Genomic DNA, 20,807 nt, shown 5'->3' on the forward strand with positions numbered 1-20,807 from the left:
ATTCGTCAGAACGCGTAAAATATGCCAAAATTAAATAAGCCATTTTCGAGCTGTATAAGTTTATTCATAATTGCTGTAATCATGCAGCTTTTTGGATGTGCATCCCCTCAACCTGTAACTGGTGGACCTCAAGATAGAATCCCACCGAAGGTTGTAAATATGATACCAAAAAATCTAACTAGAAATTTCTCAGCAAAAAAAATACTGATAGAATTTGATGAGTATTTTAAAATTCAGGACGAAACCAAAGAATTTAATATTTCTCCGGAGTTAGAAAAGGCGCCAATATTAAAAATAAAGAAAAAAGTTTTAGATATAACCTTACCTGATACACTCGAAAAAAATACAACCTACACTTTAAATTTCGGAAAAGCGATTGCTGATATTAACGAGAGCAATGTAATTAAAAACTTAACTTATGTGTTTTCTACAGGAAATGAGATAGATTCATTAACACTAAGTGGAAAGGTAAATAGCGCTTTAACCGGTGAAGCAGAAAAAGATGTAACAGTTTTTATTCTCCCAGTTGAACGCGATACTTTATTTGGTAAGAGGCGTCCATCCATTTATACACTAACTGATAGTTCCGGAAATTATAAACTCAATAATTTGCGCAAAGGCAACTATAAAGTTTATGCATTGAAAGAAGCAACAGGTGGTGGCGATAAAATATATCAGCAAACTTCTGACGAAATAGGCTTTTTGAAATCGCCAGTTACAATAGATAAAAATATTGATAACATAAACCTGCAGATTTTTAAAGAAAAGTCAGCAGACTTTAGAATATTAGAAAGAAAGATAAATAGCGATGGTAGCATTCTATTAACTTTTTCACAGCAATTAATCAATCCTAAGCTTACAGTTACAGAACCCGCAGCATTAGATGTAGGTAAAAGGTTAACGCTTAACAGTACAAATGACACGGCAAAGATTTGGCTAAACGATTTAAGTTTTGATTCGGTTAAAGTAGCGATACAAGACCAGGGAAAATTATTGCAAGTAGTAAACTTAACACGTGGAAAAAAAGACAGCTACACAAGAGATTTAACGCCTACTGATAACGCAGCAAATGGTAAATTAAACCCCTACCAGACCTATACACTTACATTTCCTATACCAATTACCGCAGCGGATGCATCTAAAATTATTTTGTTAGACGATTCAATTAAAAGAACAAATTTTGAACTGATAAAAGACTCTACCAATTTCTTAAAATACTACATTAAATTCCCTTGGAAAACGAAGAGGTCATACGATTTAAGATTTTCTGCAGGAGCTTTTACTGGAATATTTAATTCAAAAAATAAAGAGTTTATAAAGAAATTTAACCTGGACCCAACAGAAAATTATGGTACAAGAACATTAATTATAGATGTACCAGATACGACTAAAAGTTATATAGTAGAATTTATCAATGAAAAAAAACTACCTGTAAAGCAGTATATCATCAATAAAAAAACTAAAATCGTTTTGGCCAATTTCTTGGCAGGAAAGTATTTTGTTAGAGTAATTTACGACGAAAATAAAAACGGAGTTTGGGATACAGGAAATGTAAAATTGGGTACACAACCAGAAAAAATTTGGTATTCTCCAGAAGAGCAATCATTACGCCCCAATTGGGAGGTAGAAAATAGTATGACAATACCTAAGCCTCAAAGCCCTTAAATTAATAATCTTTTATATTATGTTGTAAACCAGCCAGAATACATAATATAATTATCTGGTAGCTTATTTAATAAAGCCCTTTGCTCTTCAGTAATGGGCTTTATTTTTTTTGCAGGTGTTCCGGCATAAAGGTATCCTGTTTCACAAATGGTATTTTCTAACACAACCGATCCTGCAGCTATAATACAATACTCTTCTATAATAGCGTGATCCATAACAATGGCACCCATGCCAATTAAAACATTGTCCTGAACGGTACAACCGTGAACAATTGCATTATGACCAACAGAAACCCGATTGCCTATATGAGTAGATGCCTTTAAATAGGTAGCATGAATTACAGCACCATCCTGTATGTTTGATTCATCTCCAATTGTTATGGCATTTACATCGCCTCTAACAACCGCATTAAACCAAACTGAACAATTATCACCAATAATAACATCACCTACTATAGTGGCATTATCAGCTATGAAATTATCTTTTCCAAATTCAGGATATTTATCTTTTACAGGAAGTATTAAAGGCATATTAAAAATGTGAGATGGTATATGTAAAATGTCCTAAGGATTTAAAGTTATATTCAAGGGATTTAGGAATTAAAAAACTGTATCTATTAACTTATCTGCATGGTCAGGGTAATCAGTCGTAAAATGTAATCCCCTGCTTTCTTTGCGTTGCATCGCTGATTTAATAACCAAATAAGCAGTCTGTATCACATTTCTTAACTCGCAAAGCTGAACGGAAACCTTGTTCTTTTTATAAAATTCTTCAGTTTCCTGATGGATTAAAAATAATCTCCTGTGTGCTCTTTCTAATCTAAAATCTGAACGTACTATTCCAACATAATCACCCATAACTTTTTGTAATTCTCTAAGGTTATGTGTAACTAAAACATCTTCGTTGGTTTGTGTAACACCTTGAGCATCCCATTCAGGTATATTATCAGGTATAATGTTGTTTTTAAAATTTTCTATAGCATCCTGATAAATACGATGTGCAAATACTGTTGCTTCTAATAAAGAATTGGAAGCCAATCTATTAGCTCCATGTAAACCAGTTGATGAACACTCACCACAAGCATAAAGATTATTTATTGATGAACGACCATATTCATCAACCAAAATACCGCCACACATATAATGCGATGCAGGTGTAACCGGAATAAAGTCTTTCGTCATATCAATACCAATAGACAAACATTTTGCATATATATTAGGAAAATGTTTCAAAATATCAGCTTTATTACGCATGGTGATATCTAAATAAACAAAATCATCACCAGATTTCTTCATCTCATTATCTACAGCTCTTGCCACAATATCACGAGGAGCTAAAGATTTACGTTCATCGTATTCATGCATAAACTCTTCTCCGTTTTTACGTCGAAGTACACCACCAAAACCACGAACTGCCTCAGAAATTAAAAAGGAAGGATACTCTCCAGGGTGATATAAAGCTGTTGGATGAAACTGAATAAACTCCATGTTACGAACTTTTCCCTTTGCACGATACACCATTGCCATACCATCGCCTGTAGCAATTACAGGATTTGTTGTTGCAGAATATACATGTCCGGCACCTCCAGAAGCCATTACAGTTACGTTTGCAACAATCTTTTCCACATCGTTAAGCTCTGTGTTAAAGGCATATATACCATAACAGTTAATATCTTCAGTACGTTTATCAACAAATTCACCAAGGTGGTGTTGTGTGATCAACTCTAGTGCAAAGTAGTGTGTTAATATCTCTATGTTTGAATTTTCGTGAATCTCTTTTAACAATACACGCTCAATTTCATATCCTGTAATGTCTTTATAGTGCAAAACTCGGTGTTCAGAATGACCACCTTCTTTAGCTAAATCATAGAAACCTGAATTATCTTTATCGAAATTTATACCATAGTCAATAATCTCCTGAATGCGTTGAGGACCCTCTTTTACAACAATTTCAACAATTTTTTCGTCGCACAAACCATCTCCAGCAATCAAAGTATCATGAATATGTTTTTCAAAAGAATCACCTTTATCTACAACAACTGCAACACCACCTTGTGCATACTTTGTGTTGGATTCATCTTCATTCGATTTGGTTACAATTAAAACCTTACCAAACTTAGCAGCCTTAAGTGCAAAACTCAAACCAGCTATACCTGAACCAATTACCAGAAAATCAACCTTTCTCATTAAATAAAAACTTTAATTATCTATGATGTTAACAACTACAAAAAAGTGTTAACACTATGTCTAAATTATACTAACAAATAAATTTTAATGTTTAAAGCTACTCTAAAAAGACAATTTGCCACAATCTTTTGCGCAATTTTTAAGCACCTTTGTATAAGTAGTTAACTTTTTAAACTTTTTAAACAATTAACATTCCAGTATTGATAAAATTTAAGTCATTTTTCGATAGTGCTGTAAATCAATCTTATCATGTTACTAAATTGTAATTTGAATGTTAGTAAACGATTAACAACTTACATAAAAGAACTTTTTTTCGAAACTTGCCAACATTACTAACACACTAATAAACAAACAAGATCTATTTATTTAAAATAACTTATTAATTATTGAAATGTGGAAACTGTTATCTTTGACCAACGTCTAAATTCAAAAAAGGAAAATTAATAATGAACATTGATGTCTTAGAAGAAATTAACAAAAAAGGATTCGTAGAGGAAGAAATAGATCCAACGCTTGACCTTTTTGTTGAAATAGAGAAATTAAAGAAAGAGAAGAATGCGATTATACTTGCACACTATTATCAAGAACCTGATATACAAGATATTGCAGATTACATTGGCGATAGTTTAGGTTTATCTCAAGAAGCTGCAAAAACCGACGCAGATGTAATTGTATTTGCGGGTGTACATTTTATGGCCGAAACAGCAAAGATTTTATCGCCATCAAAAAAAGTTTTATTGCCCGATGTTAAAGCTGGTTGTTCTTTAGCTGATAGCTGCCCACCACATTTGTTTAGAAAGTTCAAGGAAAAATACTCCGATCATTTGGTAATTACTTACGTGAACTGCACTGCAGAGTTAAAGGCTTTGAGTGATATTGTTTGTACATCTACCAATGCAGTTCAAATTGTAGAAAGCTTGCCAAAAGATCAAAAAATTATATTCGGTCCTGATAGAAATTTAGGGGCTTATGTAGCAAAAAAAACGGGGAGAGATTTAGTACTTTGGAATGGAGCTTGTATGGTTCATGAAATATTTTCGCAGGAGAAAATAACGAAATTAAAGGAGCGCCATCCTAATGCTAAATTTATTGCACATCCCGAATGCGAGGAAGTTGTTTTAAAAATGGCAGATTATATCGGCTCAACGACTGGACTTCTAAAATATACCATCAATAATCCTGCTTCAGAATTTATAGTAGCAACAGAAAGTGGAATTATTCATCAAATGGAGAAGGCAAATCCTACAAAAACCTTTATTCCGGCACCACCAAATAACAGTTGTGCTTGTAACGATTGTCCATATATGAAGCGAAATACTTTAGAAAAGCTATATTTATGTTTAAAAAATGGTTTACCAGAAGTAACTGTACCAGAACATATTATAGAACTTGCACGTAAACCAATTCAAAGAATGCTTGATATTTCGGCAGAACTGGGATTATAAAAAACTGCCACAGACACTGTGAATACAAAATGAAAATAAACAACATTCTTAAAAATTACTCGGGCTTATTATGGCTCTTGGCAGGTATTACTGTTGGGAGTATAGTTGGTTTAATTTTTGGGAAAAGTGTAGAAAGTATTAAACCGCTTGGTGATATATTTTTGAATTTGTTGTTTACCGCTGTAATTCCGTTGGTATTTTTTGCAGTTTCATCTGCTATTGCAAATATTGATAGAACTAAAAAATTAGGAAAACTATTAACTGTAATGGTTTTAGTATTCTTATCTACTATCTTAATATCAGCAGTTTTAACTTTAGTCGCTACAAGGGTATTCCCCATCCATCAGCAATTGGGCAATAGTACTTTACCTATTGAAAATGAAAAATTACAATCTGTGGGCGAACAAATGACCCAGCTTTTAACCGTTGGGGAATTTTATGAAATTGGAAGTAGAAAAAATATGCTTGCGCTAATTATTTTTTCGGTTTTGGTTGGTTTTTCAACATTATACGCAAGTAAAGATGGTGATGGCTTTAAGAACTTTCTGGTTTCTGGGAATGAGGTAATGAAAAAACTCATTATTTTAATTATGAAACTCGGACCAATTGGTTTGGGTGCCTACTTTGCTTATCAGGTTGGCGTTTTTGGTCCGCAGCTTTTTGGTACCTACGCAAAAGCATTAGGCTTATACTATGGAGTTGGCGCATTTTACTTTATCGTTTTTTTTACACTATATGCCTTCGTAGCAGGTGGATTTAAAGCCATTAAAGTTTTTTGGAAGAATAATATTGTCCCTTCATTAACATCAATCGGCACCTGCAGTAGCATTGCTACTATTCCGGCAAACTTGGAAGGTGCAGCTAAAATGGGTGTTCCTGCCTACATAACAAATGTTACCATTCCATTAGGTTCAACTTTGCATAAAGATGGTTCGAGCATAAGTTCTATTATAAAAATAGCTGTTGTTTTTGCAATTTTTGGTAAAGATCTGGTGCATGTTGATACCATAGTTTTAGCATTAGGTATTACAATTTTAGTGAGTATTGTCGAAGGCGGCATACCCAATGGAGGTTACATTGGAGAATTATTGATGATATCAGCATATCAGCTTCCACCTGAAGCATTACCACCAGCTATGATAATTGGAACATTGGTTGATCCGATGGCTACTTTATTAAATGCTACCGGAGATAATGTTGCGGCAATGTTAATTGCAAGATTTACCGAAGGAAAAAATTGGATGGTTGATAAGGGAGTTGATTAGAAAGTTCGTCACCCTGAATTTATTTTCAGGATATTAAATGTTAAAAAGTGCTGAAATAAATAAGATAACTATCGGCTCAGCATGAAAGAGAAAAATAGAAATTGCGGGGCGAAGCCCTATTTAGTTTAAAATAAAAAATATGTTTGAAAATAAAGAACGTACCGATATTAACGAGTTAGGAGAGTTTGGTTTGATCAAACACCTTACAAATAATTTCAAAATAAAAAACGATTATTCTGTTAAAGGGGTTGGAGATGATGCAGCGGTTTTAGATGCAAAAGGCCAGCAAGTGCTGGTTTCTACCGATTTATTGTTAGAAGGAATTCATTTCGATTTAGCTTATGTTCCTTTAATGCATTTAGGTTATAAAGCGGTTCAGGTTAATTTGAGTGATATTTATGCCATGAACGGTAAAGCAAGTCAGATTACAGTTTCACTTGGTTTATCAAGTAAATTTCCTTTAGAAGCCGTTGAAGAATTATATAAAGGAATTGAATTGGCCTGCAATAAATTTAATATTGATTTAATTGGTGGTGATACTTCATCAAGCAAGCAAGGTTTGGTAATAAGCATTACAAGTATTGGTTATGCCGATGCGGATAAAGTTACTTACAGAAACGGTGCCCAAGAACATGATTTATTATGTGTCTCTGGCGATTTGGGAGGTGCTTATGTTGGTTTACAAATATTAGAAAGAGAAAAATTGATCTATTTGGAGAACCCTCAAATTCAACCAGATTTAGAAGGCAAAGATTATATTATAGAAAGACAGTTGAAACCAGAGGCAAGAATGGATATTGTTGCGCTTTTAGAAGATATGAATATTAAGCCAACATCTATGATTGATGTTTCTGATGGTTTAGCATCAGAAATTTTGCATTTAGCTACTGAAAGCGATAAAGGAATTACAATTTATGAAGATAAAATTCCTTTAGATCCAATGACTTATGAAACCGCTCGCGAATTGGGTATCGACCCAACTGTTTGCGCTTTAAGTGGTGGAGAAGACTATGAATTGTTATTTACCATCAGTCAGGAAGATTATAAAAAGTTGAAACATGATGTAGATATTACGGTTATTGGTCATGTTACGGATAAGAATTCGGGGTGTAAAATGGTTTCTAAATCAAACAATGTACATGAATTGAAGGCGCAGGGATGGAACGCTTTTAATAAGTAGGTAAATGAGTAAAGAATTAATACATCAAGATTTCATAGAACGTATTCTTCACATTATTAGTAAGCTGCTTTTTTTTAGTTAACGCCACCCTGAATTTATTTCAGGGTCTTATTTGCAGGAAAGATGCTGAAATAAATTCACCAAGACGTGTCGTACAAGCAATACGGTGGTAAAACAGCAAAATATTAAGTTTAAAATCGAACTCAGGATGGTAGGCTTGCAAGTGATTTTGGTAAAGATATTCTGAAAGAACATCAAACAAAAGAGAATTTTTTATCTAAGCTATTCAAAAACGCAGACACTGTCTGCGGAATTCAAACGGAGTTGGTTTCATTGTTATCTACTCCCCTTCTAAATACTTGATATCAATCTGCTTATTGCTTTTAACCTTCGCACCTAATTTTTTAAGGTTTTCAATTTTTACTATCATATTTCCAGAGCCATCTTTTAGTTTATTAAAAGCGCCATCATAAGCTTTCTGCGTAGAACCGATATGCTTTCCAATATCTTCCATATCTTTTAAAAAACCCACAAACTTTTCATATAAGAAACCAGCTTGTTCGGCTATTTCAAATACATTTCTATTTTGTTTTTCTTGTTTCCACATACTGGCTATGGTACGTAAAGTGGCTAATAAAGTAGATGGACTTACTATCACCACCCTTCTGTCCCAGGCAAAATTAAAAAGCTTGGCATCTTTTTGAACGGCAATACTAAAGGAAGACTCTATCGGAACAAAAAGCAAGACAAAATCAGGAGAATTGATTTTATATAATTCTTGATAGTTTTTTGAGGATAAGGAAAGAATATGATTTTTTATGGAAGCCAAATGCGCTTTTACGTGTCCTTCACGCTCTTCATCGGTCTCGGCAGATACATAACGCTCATAAGCAATTAAACTAACCTTAGCGTCTACAACAAGGTGTTTATCATCAGGTAAATCTATTACCACATCAGGTTGGTATCTAACACCTTCGGCAGAAGAGTGAGTAGATTGGATCCGATATTCTTGATCGCGAACTAAACCTGAACGTTCTAAAACCTTTTCCAAGATGATTTCACCCCAGTTTCCTTGTTTTTTATTATCGCCTTTTAAGGCTTTGGTTAAGTTATTAGCATCTTCCTGAATAAGTTTGCTTTGAATTTGTAATTCAGATATTACACCTTTTAAAATATTACGTTCATCTGATTCGGCCTTGTAAACCTTTTCCACCTTTTCTTCAAAAGCCTTTATATTCTCTTTTAACGGATTTAAAATCAAATCTAAATTTGTTCTATTTTGCTCTACAAATCTGGTAGATTTTTCTTCTAATATTTTATTGGCTATTAACTGAAAATCTTTGTTCAACCTTTCTTGCGATTGCTCAAAATTTAACTTTTGTTCGGCTAGTTTTTCTTTTTCTGCCTGATAAAATGAACGTGTACCTTCTAATTCTCGATTTGCATCTGCCAAATTATCTCTTTCTAATTGCAGCTCATCTATCAACCTTTGCTGTTCATCTTTAAGCAATTTTGTAATGTTATCTTTTTCTGCCGATAAGCTGGAAACTCTTTCTTCTGCCCTTGCTAAATTTATTTTTAATTGTTCGTTGTCTAGTCTAATTTTTTCAAACTCTTCAATAGAAATTATTGGTATTAAAGGTTGTTGTTTTTTAAAAAGTAAAATTATTAAAACAACCAAAATAACAATTAGTAAAGCAATGCCAACGATTTCCATAATGATAAAAATTTTAGTAAAAATGAAGATTAAAAACAGATATACCAAAAAATATTAGTTAATATGAGCAGGGTATAACGAAAAAAAATTTATATAATTGAGCTTTCTATATTCTAAATGAACGAATTAACAATTCTTATTTCTTGTCCCGATCAGGTTGGCCTGGTAACTAATATTACCAGAGTTTTGGCTGCTCACCAATTAAATATCATTGCAATGCGAGAATTTGTAGATGAGCCGAATAAAGCTTTTTTTACAAGAATTGCGTGTATTGGCATTTTTGAAGAAACCAAAAAACTTAAAGATAAATTATTAGAAAATTTGCCCAATAATGCAAAAGTGGATCTGATAGCAAAAAAAGAAAAGCAAATAGTTGTTTTAGTAACAAAAGAATACCACTGTCTGGCCGAAATTTTAATAAAAAACCAGTTTAAAAGCTTAGGCGCTAACGTTAAGGCTGTAATTGGGAATTATGAAGAATTGAGAGACTTTACGGAGCAGCTAGGCATTCCGTATTTTCATGTAAGCCATGCAGATAAAGATAAAAGTGCATTTGAGCAAGAAATGAAAACGATTATCAACCAGTTCGATATCGATTACATAGTGCTTGCAAAATTTATGAGAATCCTTTCTACAGGTTTTGTTAAAGAGTATGCTGGCAAAATTATTAACATTCACCACTCATTTTTACCTGCTTTTATTGGTGCAAATCCGTACCGAAAAGCATTTGAACGCGGTGTTAAAATTATTGGTGCTACAGCTCATTTCGTAACCGATAATTTGGATGAAGGACCAATTATAACGCAGCATACTACGCATGTCGATCATAATTTTGGTGTAAAGGAAATGGTTCGTGCAGGAAAGGAAAACGAGAAAAAAGTTTTGCTGGAAGCTTTAGAATTAATTTTTGAGAACAGGGTTTTTGTGAGCGGAAATAAGACTATTGTGTTTAAGTAAATTATAAATTATGAAATATGCTTTAATTTTTTTTATACTGTGTTCGGTAACTGCTGGTGCACAAGATTTGCTAACATTTAATCAAAAGCTAATCGATTGCGAAGATAAATGGATTGCTCTTCCAATGAATAAAGACACCACTTATACTTTTGGTTTTGTTTATATTGATAAAGTTGCCGGGTTAACCCTTGATGTAGCTGGAAATTTCAAAATTGTTGCAGGTGGAAATTATAAAGCAAATAAAATTACCAATTCAGCTGTAAAACATAGAATTCCTCCAACCAACATCTCGGTCGCAGTAATTCCGAGTACTAAATTAGTTCAACTTCAAGTTCAGGCAATACCAGATTGGTTGGCAACGTATAAAAATGTAAGTGAAGATGTAACTTATTATTTTAATCAGGGCTTTATGTATAATCAATGGAATGAAGCTAAAAAGGCATTAACTTACTTGGAAAAAGCAAAAAAAATTAATCCAAATTATAACGGACTTGCATTCGAGTTTGCCTTTGCATATAATGTTCTAAAAGATTATGAAAAAGCCATTGAGGTTTTAAAGCTAGCTCTTAAAAGCAATCCAAGTGATTGTTTGCTATACAAAGAACTTGTTTATGCTCAATTAGAAAATAAACTAACTGACGCAGAAGCAACGTTCAAAGATGCCGACGGAAAATGCTTGAGTAAGGAGTATAAAGGAGAGATGGCACATAATATTGCCTATCGTTATTATCTTTTAAAAAATAAAACTAGGTTTAATTATTGGGCAGAAGAGGTTTCGAAGAATACAAACCCATCGGATGTTTACGCAAAAAAACTAAAATTAATGCAAGCGGAAATTGATAAACTATAAACTTTTCACTACCAATTCTGCAACATCTGTACCGTTTTGGCTGCCCATTGCAACGCCCATGCCGTTGCATCGCACAGCACAAAAAACATTTGGTAGGGCTTCAGTTATTATAGGTTCAAGGTATTTTCCAAATGCCATGATACCACTCCAGCGGTGGTCTATTTCTAACTGCGTATTTGGTATAATGGTTTGGCGAAGCAAGGTTTCTAAAGCCTTTTGAACAACAGGTGTTTGCCCGAATGCTGTCGTTTCTTCAGTTTTAAAATCTAAATTTCGCCCTCCGCCCAATAAAACCCTATTGTTAATATTTCTGAAATAATAAAACCCTTTATCATAGTGAAAAGTTCCTTTTAACTTTAAATTTTTGATGGGTTTTGTAACAATAACTTGCCCTCTGCCCGGTACAACATCCAAATCTGGCAGAATAGATTTTGTAAAAGCATTAGTTGCTACAATTGCTCTTTTACAAGAAAACTGCCCTTGATTTGTATTTATAACAATACGATTGCTTTCCGGTAAAATTTCCTCAACATCACAACTATTTAAAATGCTAATTCCTATTGACTGTGCAAATTGAATAAGGGCGAACATCGTTTTACCGGTATCAATTTGTGCTTCGTATTGATTAAAAATTAGATTTTCTATTCCTTTAAATCCAAAGGAGTTTATTTTTTCATTCTTTGAACAGAACGCCTTCGTACCAACGATTTCAGAAATAAGTTTATTGAAATGTTCAATTTTAGATACACATTGTTCAGTCAGCTCATTATCACTTTTTCTGAATAGTTCATAACCACCAAATTGCTTATAGTCGATAATCACATCGCCTAAAAGATTTCTAAGTTTAAGTAAGCCTTTATAACGCTTTTCTATTAATATCTGGAGGCCTTCTGTTCCGCAAACACCTTCTTGTTCTATCAGTTCAGAAACACTTCCGAAGCAGGCAAAACCTGCATTTTTTGTACTAGCTCCTGATGGTAAAAAGCCTCTTTCTAACACTAGAATTTTAAGCATAGGCGAAGCCTTTTTTAAATGAATTGCTGCATTTAAGCCAACAATACCACTACCAATAACAATTATATCGAAGTTAAAAAATGTTGATTTTTCCCAATAAGAAAGGTTCATACTCATAACTAAAAATAGAAAATTTCGGGCACTTATAATATGGGATCGCTTTTTGATATAACAGTAAATGAAAAACATACACAAAAGAAAATGGGAGTTTATTTAATTTTAATCGTCCCGGTATTATTGCTGAGCATGTTTGTACAATGGCGTTTTAGAAATAAGTTTTCTAAATACGCAGAAATGCAATTAAGCTCGGGCTTATCGGGCAAGGAAGTGGCAGAAAGGATGCTGCATGATAACGGCATATTCGATGTGAAGGTGATGAGTACCGAAGGACAACTTACAGATCATTACAATCCGACGGATAGAACCGTAAATTTAAGTACCGACGTATATTATAGCCGAAGCGTAGCTGCAGCTGCAGTAGCTGCACATGAATGTGGGCATGCAGTACAACACGCCAAATCATACACCTGGCTAAATTTGCGTAGCACAATGGTGCCGGTTGTAAGCATTTCATCAAACTTACTTCAATGGGTAATGTTATTGGGTGTAATGTTGTTGGTATTTTCGGTTACACCAGTTGTTTTGGCTATTGGCGTAGTTGGCTTAGCTCTTGTAACCATATTTAGTATTGTTACACTACCAGTAGAATTTGATGCGAGCAGCAGAGCATTAGCATGGTTAAAAAATAATCAGGGCGTTATGCAAACGCAAGAAGAAAATATACAAGCTAAAGATGCACTTTGGTGGGCCGCAATGACGTATGTTGTTGCAGCAATTGGTGCCTTAGCAAACTTACTCTATTACGCATCAATGCTTTTTGGTAGAAGTAGAGATTAAGATATTTTAATATACTTATTAAAATTTAGAAAGCGGTATGAAATTAATTTTGGCCGCTTTTGATTTTTAGAATATAAATACCTGCTACTTTAATTAAGTTATTTTTTAGAAGCGCACAACCTGTAGTGCTCAGGCTAGTTCTGTCCCGCCAATACTGCAATCTTTTGGTAATTGTCTGTATTAAACATTAAAGGGTTTGCAACCAAAAGTATTTACGTTTATGTCGGGGCCAATTAACAAAATATTTTCGTACCTGGTGTGTGGCAGAAATCGAATAGTTAATTATAAAACAACCTAATCAATAGAAACAAACTTTAATAAGCATATAGAGGCAATTGGCCCGAAGAGCGGTAGTAACGAGAATTACAGGCTACAGGAGCACTGCATACTTGCATATAATTAGAACCATTCATTTTCTTTATTTTATCGAAAATATGATATATAAAAAAGTACGATTTTTAATTTAATTTATATGGCGCAATCAATTGAAATTCAGGAATACCTACCTCAAATTCAGCATCATCAACTATACGTTTCATTAAGTAAGTACCTTTCATGCTGCCAATATCAGTTTTTAAATTACAACCTGAAACATAAACATGGCTTTCGCCTGGATTAATTATTGGTTGCAAACCCACAACCCCCTCACCTTCTATTTGGCGGCGGCTGCTATTCGAATCGAAAATAAACCATTGCCGGCGCATTAATTGCACAGGATAATCAGAAAGATTTGAAATTTCTACGCGGTAAGCAAACATAAAATGCTCGTTAGCAGGATTTGAATATTCCGGCTGATAAATCGTTTCTACTGAAACTTTAACCCCATCTGTAATTGCTGTAACCATGATGATTTAACGAATGTAATAAAAGCTTTTCAAAAATCAAGCCATTTGATTGACTGAATCGTAGTTGGCAAATTTTTCTGCCACTTCGTCTAAAATACTGTAAATGTTACTGATATCTCCTTCAGAAACCAATCGCATGCGGTAAGGCTTGAAATCAGGCAGGCCTTTAAAATAATTTGCATAATGTCTTCGCATTTCAAAAACGCCTGTTTTTGGCCCTTTCCACTCAATTGATTTTTCTAAATGCGTTCGGCAAACATCAATTCTTTCTTCAATAGTTGGCCCGGCCAAATGCTCACCTGTTTTAAAAAAATGTTTAACCTCTCTAAAAATCCATGGGTAACCGATGGCGGCTCTGCCAATCATAATGCCGTCAACTTCATATTCCATTCGCCAGTTTGCAGCCTTTTCTGGGCTATCTACATCACCATTACCAAAAATGGGAATTTTAATACGGGGATTGCGCTTAATTTCTCTTATTAAAGACCAATCGGCTTCGCCCTTGTACAATTGTGCCCTTGTTCTACCGTGAATGGTTAGCGCCTGAATGCCTACATCCTGCAATCGCTCAGCAACCTCGTAAACATTTTTACTATCATCATCCCAGCCCAAACGTGTTTTAACCGTAACAGGTAAATGCGAAGCTTTAACAACGGCTTCAGTCATTTTTACCATCTTATCAATATCTCTTAAAAGGCTTGATCCTGCTCCTTTACAAACAACATTTTTTACCGGACAACCATAGTTAATGTCTACTAAATCCGGTCCTGCTGCCGAAGCAATTTCTGATGCCTCACGCATGTGCTCGATATCACCACCAAAAATCTGAATGCCAATAGGGCGCTCGTACTCAAAAATATCTAGTTTTTGAATGCTTTTTGCCGCATCTCGTATTAATCCCTCAGAAGAAATAAATTCGGTGTACATCAAATCTGCACCATTCTGTTTGCAAACAAAACGGAATGGCGGATCGCTTACATCCTCCATTGGCGCAAGCAATAAAGGGAATTCACCTAAATCTATATTTCTTATCTTAACAGACATTTTCTATCTTCAACGATTAATAAAAACATACAAATGTACAAATAATGAATGTTGTAACATCTAATCAGGAAGAAATCAACCCTTTTCTGCAATTACTTTTACTTTTATTTTACGCAGTTTTAGGCGCATTAATATTTACAGTTTTATCTTGTGTAATAATTTTAGCCATTTACGGCTTTGGAATTGTTAAAGATATTAGCCTCATTACCACTGGAGATCCAAGGTTTACTGATGCACTTAAAATTCTTCAGATTGGCACATCAATAGGAATGTTCATTGTTCCGCCACTGGCGCTTGCTTATACAAATGGAAAAAAACCTACAAACTTTTATGCTTTCGGCAGCCCTAAATTTATGCTGCTGATATTGGTTTTAGCAATTATGATTGTTTCCATGCCTTTTATGGAGTGGAGTGCAGTTTGGAATCAAAAAATGACTTTGCCATCAGGATTGAAATGGCTTGAAAATTGGATGAAAGACAGTGAAGCAGCGGCAATGAAGATGACTATTCAGCTTTTAACTGTTCGTAATAATTGGGATTTTATTATAAACCTTATTATGATTGCTGTTTTACCAGCAATTGGAGAAGAGTTAATGTTTCGTGGTGGCGTACAAAGATCTATTGATAAAATGTTTGGCAACCACCATGCAGCCATCTGGATCTCTGCGATTATATTCAGCGCCATACACATGCAATTTTATGGTTTTTTGCCAAGATTACTACTTGGTGCGGGCTTCGGTTATTTATATTATTTCAGCGGAAGCATTTGGTATGCAATGTTGGCACATTTTATTAATAATGCTTACGCCGTTTGCGTTGCATTATATATGCAGAAACATAATATGCCACTTGATAAAGCTGAAGATCCGATAGGTTTTCCCTGGTATGGCTATTTAATTAGTGCAATATTAACCATAGCTTTGTTTAAATTTTTTAAAGATATAGCACAACGTGAGCGAAAACTGGGTTAAAGTATATACAACCGGTGATGCATTTGCAGCCGAAGTATTAAAGCAGGGATTAATTGAAGACGATATTCCTGCGGTTGTTATTAATAAACAACTTTCTGCCTACAATATCGGCGAGATTACGGTTTTGGTAAATAAGGTTGATTTTGATAAGGCGATTGAGTACATTGTTAAAAACGAAATTGAATAATACGATGTATATTTTCCTTTTTCCGTCTATCCTTTTCCAAATTTCATCATGAAAATCAGGGCGATAACTGCTTTCTTTTTTACAATTGTTATGTTAGGGTCTGTTTTTTTAGGAACATACACTTTCACTGCGTTTTACTTGATTTTGAGTTTACTGTCTCTTTTCGAATTTTATAAGCTGATAAAAACATCGGGAATAAGGCCGCATAGAAATATTGGTTTAGCTGCAGGTGCTTTAATTTTTTTAATGGCAGCTGGCTTACATTATTTAAAATATGATGTTAAGTACCTTTTACTTTGTGTGCCATTAATTTTTTCCGTTTTTATAACAGAACTTTATAAGAAGAATAAAATTCCTTTTGCAAATATTTCATACACATTTGTTGGCTTTGCTTACATAACTTTTCCTTTTTGCTTTTTCCACGCGTTAGGGTTTCTAAGCAACTGGAATGAATATAACTTTCACTTTCCTTTGGCTTTTCTGTTAATGCTTTGGGCAAATGATACTGGTGCGTATATGTTTGGTGTAAAATACGGCAAGCGGAAATTATTTGAGCGCCATTCGCCAAAGAAAAGCTGGGAAGGGTTTTTTGGCGGCATGTTTACAAGCGCATTGGTTGCCTATGGCTTGTCATTTCTGTTTAAAGAAACAACACCTGTTGTTTGGGTAGGTATGGCTATTTTAATAGCAAGTTTTGGTACATTAGGCGATTTGGTAGAATCGATGCTTAAGCGGAGCCTGGATACAAAAGATAGCGGAGGATTGCTTCCTGGTCATGGCGGTTTACTCGATCGTTTCGATGGTTTATTGCTTGCCGCTCCTGTTGTTTACGCGTATCTATATTTAATTTTGTACTAGAAATTTTATTTCGAAAAAATTCATCGAGGAATAAATATTTGTATGTGGTTAGAATTTAACCATATAAGTTATTTAAGAAAATATAGAATCGTTTGCTTACTTTAAAGTATGCAGGCTTTGAAGATTGGATAGAAGGAAAATACAATTCTTGAAAAAAAATTAATTTGAGTTAGAATTATTTACCGCAGAGGTCGGTGAGAAATGCACAGCGCAACACAAAGTTGGGGGCAGTTTTCATAATTAATCATATAAATATAAGTTATTTAAAGGTCAATCTCCCTAAATGAATTTTACCGCAGAGGTCGCGAAGAAGTTCACAGAGAACACAAAGGTAGGCAGATAATTCTTTACCATATAATACATTTAAGAACATATAAGCTTGCCTCTAAATTAACCATAGATTACCTATCCTTTGTTCCTAAACCCGATATGAGCGGCAGCCCCGACTTTTTTTTAGGAGGGCTACAGCGGTTAGCGGGACTACAGTTTCCGAAAGGCTTCTTTCCTTTGTTTTCCAAAAATTTTAATATAAATGATTCGAAATTAGGCAATTTACTATTTAATTTATTTAAACATAGTTTTTACCGCAGAGGTCGCTGAGAGATGCACAAAGCAACACAAAGCTGGGGGCTAATTTTAAATTTATAAGACATTTTAAAAAATGTAAGAGCATCTTTTTTCCTGATTATTCTTATTTTGACTAACTTACGTTTCTAATATGGTCAACATCATTTTATCTGTTAGGATTTAGGGCAATACACTTGACACATTTTTATCACATATTTGTTTTTATTTTATCACCTGTACCGGCTTCTTATTTTCATCAATTGCGACGAAAGTAAAATCTCCATGAACGGCAAGTTCTCGCCCTTCGGCATACATTTGTTCGATATAGATTTCTACATTAACTTTTAAGCTAGTATTTCCAACTTTAGTAACTTGTCCAATTAATTCAACTATCGTTCCGGCCGGGATAGATTTTTTGAAATCAATTCTGTCGCTACTTACCGTAACCATAATTTGCCTGCTAAACCGAGTTGCCGCAATAAAAGCAACTTCATCCATCATGTGCATTGCAGTTCCTCCGAAGAGTGTATCATAGTGATTGGTTGTGTTTGGAAATACAGCTTTGAAAACGCTGGTTTTTGATGCGCTGATCCTTTCGTCTAAGGTCATATTAGTTTTTGTATAAATTAGCCACGGAAATACAGAAGGCATGGAATTTTAATTTCTTTCATAGCTTCCGGGTCTCCGTGGCAAAAGATTAGTTTATCTGTGGCTCGGCCATTAAAACACGCTCTGCTTTACGCATTTCTTTTGCGGCTTCAACCATTTCAATTAAAGCCTTTTTCGTTTCATCCCAGCCACGGGTTTTTAATCCGCAATCGGGATTTACCCAAAGTTGGCCAGACGGAATAACGGCTTTTGCTTTTTCGAGCAAAGCTATCATTTCTTCCCTTTTGGGTACTCTTGGCGAGTGAATGTCGTAAACTCCAGGACCAATATCATTCGGGTATTTAAAATCAGCAAAAATATCCAATAATTCCATTTGCGAACGTGATGTTTCAATTGTAATTACGTCGGCATCCATATCTGCAATATTTTGAATAATATCGTTAAATTCAGAATAGCACATGTGCGTATGGATTTGAGTTTCATCCTGAACACCACTTGCCGAAATCCGGAAAGCTTTAACCGCCCAATTAAGGTAACTTTGCCATTCGGCCTTGCGCAAAGGTAAACCTTCTCTAATCGCTGGTTCATCAATCTGGATAATCTTAATTCCGGCTTTTTCCAGGTCGCATACCTCATCTCGAATGGCCAAAGCAATTTGCGTACAGGTTACAGAACGCGGTTGGTCATTACGCACAAAAGACCACTGCAAAATAGTAACTGGACCCGTGAGCATGCCCTTCATATGCTTGGTTGTCAATGATTGCGCATAGGCAGTCCATTTTACGGTCATCGCCTTCGGACGAGAAACATCGCCAAAAATTATTGGCGGTTTTACGCAGCGGGAGCCATAACTCTGTACCCATCCATTTTTTGAAAATGCAAAGCCCGAAAGTTGTTCGCCAAAATATTCAACCATATCGTTACGCTCAAATTCGCCATGAACCAAAACATCCAGATCGATTTCCTCCTGCCATTTCACCGCTTTTGCGGTTTCTTCAGCAATTAAGGTGTTATATTCTTCCATTGAGTAGGTTCCGTTTTTCAGCTTTGCACGCCAACTTCTAACTTCTGCCGTTTGCGGAAAAGATCCAATTGTTGTCGTTGCAAATTGCGGTAAATTAAGGCCTTTCTGTTTTGTTTTTCTTGATGAAAAAGAACTCAAGCGTTTTGAATCTTCACTTTTTAATGATTGAACCCTTTGTTTAACTTCATTATTATGAATTAAGGTTGAATTTTTTCGATTCGCGATCGCCAATTTATTTGCTTTGAGTTTTTGCAGGGTAGATGCAGGGTCTTCATTTGATGCAAGTTCTTTCAGCGTTACAACTTCGGCTACCTTTTGTTTCGCAAAGGCAAGCCATTGTTTTATTTCTGAAGAGAGGTTCTCCTCATTTGTTTCGTTAGTTAAGTCGACAGGCGAATGAATTAAAGAGCAAGATGGTGAAATCCAGACGCGCTCCCGGCCTAGTTTTTCGGTTGCTTTATTTATTGTTTCAAGAGAAAGTTTAAAATCATTTTTCCAGATGTTTCTACCATCAACCAAACCTAAAGAAAGAATAGTTTTATCATTTAAGACTGATATAACATTTTCTAATTGTTGCGGCGATCTTACTAAATCTACATGCAAAATATCAATCGAAAGTGAAGAAATTAAAGAAAGATTATTACCTAATCCCTCAAAGTAAGTTGCTAAAACAATTTTTAATCGAGGGAAAGCCTTTCTGATTTCTTTATAAACATATTGATATGCTTTTTGTTCTTTTTCAGATAGATCGAGAGTTAAGAAGGGTTCATCGAACTGAACATATCCTACATCTAGAGCATCTAAACGGGTTAAAATATCTATATATACCGGAAGTAGGTTTTTAATTAAGTCGATTTTTTCGAAGCCTACCTCTTTCTCTTTCCCCAGTAATAAATAAGAAACAGGGCCAATTAAAACAGGTTTTGTAAGAATACCCAACTGTTTAGCCTCATAAAATTCATCAATAATTTTGGTTGAGAAAAGCTTGAATGGTTGATTTTTGTAAAACTCCGGAACGATGTAATGATAATTGGTATCGAACCATTTTGTCATTTCCATCGCAACTACATCTAATCCATCTTTTTGATAACCCCTAGCCATGGCGAAGTACAAATCTAGTTCGGAGTTTCCTTTTTTAAGGATAACTTCATTGTACCTTTTCGGAATCGCACCAAAAGTTAAGGAGTGATCAAGTACATGATCATAAAGAGAAAAATCGTTTGATGGGATTACATCTATTCCCGATTCTTTTTGCATCAGCCAGTTCTCATGGCGAATGTTTTTTCCAACCTGAAGCACATTTTTGTACCCGGTTTTACCTGCCCAATAATTTTCGCAGATTTTCTTTAGTTCTCGTTGGCTACCAATACGCGGGTAACCCAGATTTTGCGTTAGCATTTCTTTTAAAGATTAAGTAAATAAATCGTTTAAAAGTCCTTGAAACAGTATTTTAAATGTTTCGAGATAAAATTTAAAAGGTAAGGTTAATGCACAGCAATCCATCTTCGCAGCAATAAAGCTTAAAG

At 34.7% G+C, this 20,807-nt stretch carries 18 protein-coding genes; 10 read left to right on the top strand and 8 right to left on the bottom strand.

The window, feature by feature from the left end:
- The first annotated feature begins 21 nt into the window (after positions 1–21).
- Positions 22–1,665 (top strand): Ig-like domain-containing protein, encoded by a 1,644-nt coding sequence (locus IEV50_RS12535; RefSeq protein ID WP_188414793.1) that lies wholly within the window; start codon positions 22–24, stop codon positions 1,663–1,665.
- A gap of 17 nt (positions 1,666–1,682) precedes the next feature.
- On the opposite strand, the gene IEV50_RS12540 is transcribed toward IEV50_RS12535, so the two are convergent.
- Together IEV50_RS12540 and nadB are read right to left on the bottom strand one after the other, a co-directional pair.
- Positions 1,683–2,195: a gamma carbonic anhydrase family protein gene (locus tag IEV50_RS12540; RefSeq protein WP_188414795.1), complete on the bottom strand. Its 513-nt coding sequence runs from the start codon at positions 2,193–2,195 to the stop codon at positions 1,683–1,685.
- A gap of 69 nt (positions 2,196–2,264) precedes the next feature.
- A complete protein-coding gene (nadB, locus tag IEV50_RS12545) occupies positions 2,265–3,851 on the bottom strand; it encodes an L-aspartate oxidase (RefSeq protein WP_188414797.1) in 1,587 nt (528 codons plus the stop codon).
- A gap of 446 nt (positions 3,852–4,297) precedes the next feature.
- On the opposite strand from nadB, the gene nadA reads away from it, so the two are divergent.
- The 3 genes from nadA to thiL all read left to right on the top strand — a co-directional run bounded on the left by nadA (position 4,298) and on the right by thiL (position 7,741).
- Entirely contained in the window at positions 4,298–5,296 is a 999-nt protein-coding gene (nadA, locus tag IEV50_RS12550) for a quinolinate synthase NadA (protein WP_188414799.1), read from the top strand.
- Positions 5,297–5,325: 29 nt separating this feature from the next.
- Positions 5,326–6,561, top strand: a complete 1,236-nt coding sequence (locus IEV50_RS12555) for a dicarboxylate/amino acid:cation symporter (protein ID WP_188414801.1) — start codon at positions 5,326–5,328, stop codon at positions 6,559–6,561.
- 139 nt (positions 6,562–6,700) lie between these two features.
- The gene (thiL, locus tag IEV50_RS12560) at positions 6,701–7,741 is read left to right on the top strand and encodes a thiamine-phosphate kinase (protein WP_188414803.1); all 1,041 of its coding nucleotides are present in this window, start codon (positions 6,701–6,703) and stop codon (positions 7,739–7,741) included.
- 340 nt (positions 7,742–8,081) lie between these two features.
- On the opposite strand, the gene IEV50_RS12565 is transcribed toward thiL, so the two are convergent.
- Positions 8,082–9,458, bottom strand: coding sequence for a DNA recombination protein RmuC (locus IEV50_RS12565; protein ID WP_188414805.1), 1,377 nt, complete (start codon positions 9,456–9,458; stop codon positions 8,082–8,084).
- A gap of 117 nt (positions 9,459–9,575) precedes the next feature.
- Between IEV50_RS12565 and purU the strand changes: the two genes are divergently transcribed.
- Positions 9,576–10,415: a formyltetrahydrofolate deformylase gene (gene purU, locus IEV50_RS12570; protein WP_188414806.1), complete on the top strand. Its 840-nt coding sequence runs from the start codon at positions 9,576–9,578 to the stop codon at positions 10,413–10,415.
- 10 nt (positions 10,416–10,425) lie between these two features.
- Positions 10,426–11,265 (top strand): tetratricopeptide repeat protein, encoded by an 840-nt coding sequence (locus tag IEV50_RS12575; RefSeq protein WP_188414808.1) that lies wholly within the window; start codon positions 10,426–10,428, stop codon positions 11,263–11,265.
- On the opposite strand, the gene IEV50_RS12580 is transcribed toward IEV50_RS12575, so the two are convergent.
- Positions 11,260–12,396: an NAD(P)/FAD-dependent oxidoreductase gene (locus IEV50_RS12580; RefSeq protein WP_229746722.1), complete on the bottom strand. Its 1,137-nt coding sequence runs from the start codon at positions 12,394–12,396 to the stop codon at positions 11,260–11,262. The genes IEV50_RS12575 and IEV50_RS12580 overlap by 6 nt on opposite strands.
- Positions 12,397–12,480: 84 nt before the next feature.
- On the opposite strand from IEV50_RS12580, the gene IEV50_RS12585 reads away from it, so the two are divergent.
- The gene (locus IEV50_RS12585) at positions 12,481–13,176 is read left to right on the top strand and encodes a zinc metallopeptidase (protein WP_188414873.1); all 696 of its coding nucleotides are present in this window, start codon (positions 12,481–12,483) and stop codon (positions 13,174–13,176) included.
- Positions 13,177–13,634: 458 nt separating this feature from the next.
- Here the strand turns inward: IEV50_RS12585 and apaG are convergent, their stop codons facing one another.
- Positions 13,635–14,021, bottom strand: a complete 387-nt coding sequence (gene apaG, locus IEV50_RS12590) for a Co2+/Mg2+ efflux facilitator ApaG/CorD (RefSeq protein WP_188414810.1) — start codon at positions 14,019–14,021, stop codon at positions 13,635–13,637.
- Positions 14,022–14,057: 36 nt separating this feature from the next.
- A complete protein-coding gene (gene dusB, locus IEV50_RS12595; protein WP_188414812.1) occupies positions 14,058–15,065 on the bottom strand; it encodes a tRNA dihydrouridine synthase DusB in 1,008 nt (335 codons plus the stop codon).
- Between the two features lie 44 nt (positions 15,066–15,109).
- Here dusB and IEV50_RS12600 point away from each other — a divergent pair, with 44 nt between their 5' ends.
- From IEV50_RS12600 to IEV50_RS12610, 3 genes are read left to right on the top strand one after another with little or no spacing between them, the layout of a single operon-like run.
- Positions 15,110–16,036, top strand: coding sequence for a CPBP family intramembrane glutamic endopeptidase (locus tag IEV50_RS12600; RefSeq protein WP_188414814.1), 927 nt, complete (start codon positions 15,110–15,112; stop codon positions 16,034–16,036).
- Positions 16,017–16,223 carry a putative signal transducing protein gene (locus tag IEV50_RS12605; protein ID WP_188414816.1) on the top strand — a complete coding sequence of 69 codons (207 nt, stop codon included), beginning with the start codon at positions 16,017–16,019 and terminating at the stop codon, positions 16,221–16,223. The genes IEV50_RS12600 and IEV50_RS12605 overlap by 20 nt, the downstream gene beginning before the upstream one ends.
- Positions 16,224–16,271: 48 nt before the next feature.
- The gene (locus IEV50_RS12610) at positions 16,272–17,081 is read left to right on the top strand and encodes a phosphatidate cytidylyltransferase (RefSeq protein WP_188414818.1); all 810 of its coding nucleotides are present in this window, start codon (positions 16,272–16,274) and stop codon (positions 17,079–17,081) included.
- Between the two features lie 789 nt (positions 17,082–17,870).
- Here IEV50_RS12610 and IEV50_RS12615 read toward each other — a convergent pair.
- Together IEV50_RS12615 and metE are read right to left on the bottom strand one after the other, a co-directional pair.
- Positions 17,871–18,257, bottom strand: a complete 387-nt coding sequence (locus tag IEV50_RS12615) for an acyl-CoA thioesterase (RefSeq protein ID WP_188414820.1) — start codon at positions 18,255–18,257, stop codon at positions 17,871–17,873.
- Positions 18,258–18,345: 88 nt separating this feature from the next.
- Positions 18,346–20,679, bottom strand: a complete 2,334-nt coding sequence (metE, locus tag IEV50_RS12620; RefSeq protein WP_188414822.1) for a 5-methyltetrahydropteroyltriglutamate--homocysteine S-methyltransferase — start codon at positions 20,677–20,679, stop codon at positions 18,346–18,348.
- Positions 20,680–20,807 lie beyond the last annotated feature (128 nt).

Source organism: Pedobacter mendelii, assembly GCF_014635725.1.
GTDB classification, from domain to species: Bacteria; Bacteroidota; Bacteroidia; order Sphingobacteriales; family Sphingobacteriaceae; genus Pedobacter; species Pedobacter mendelii.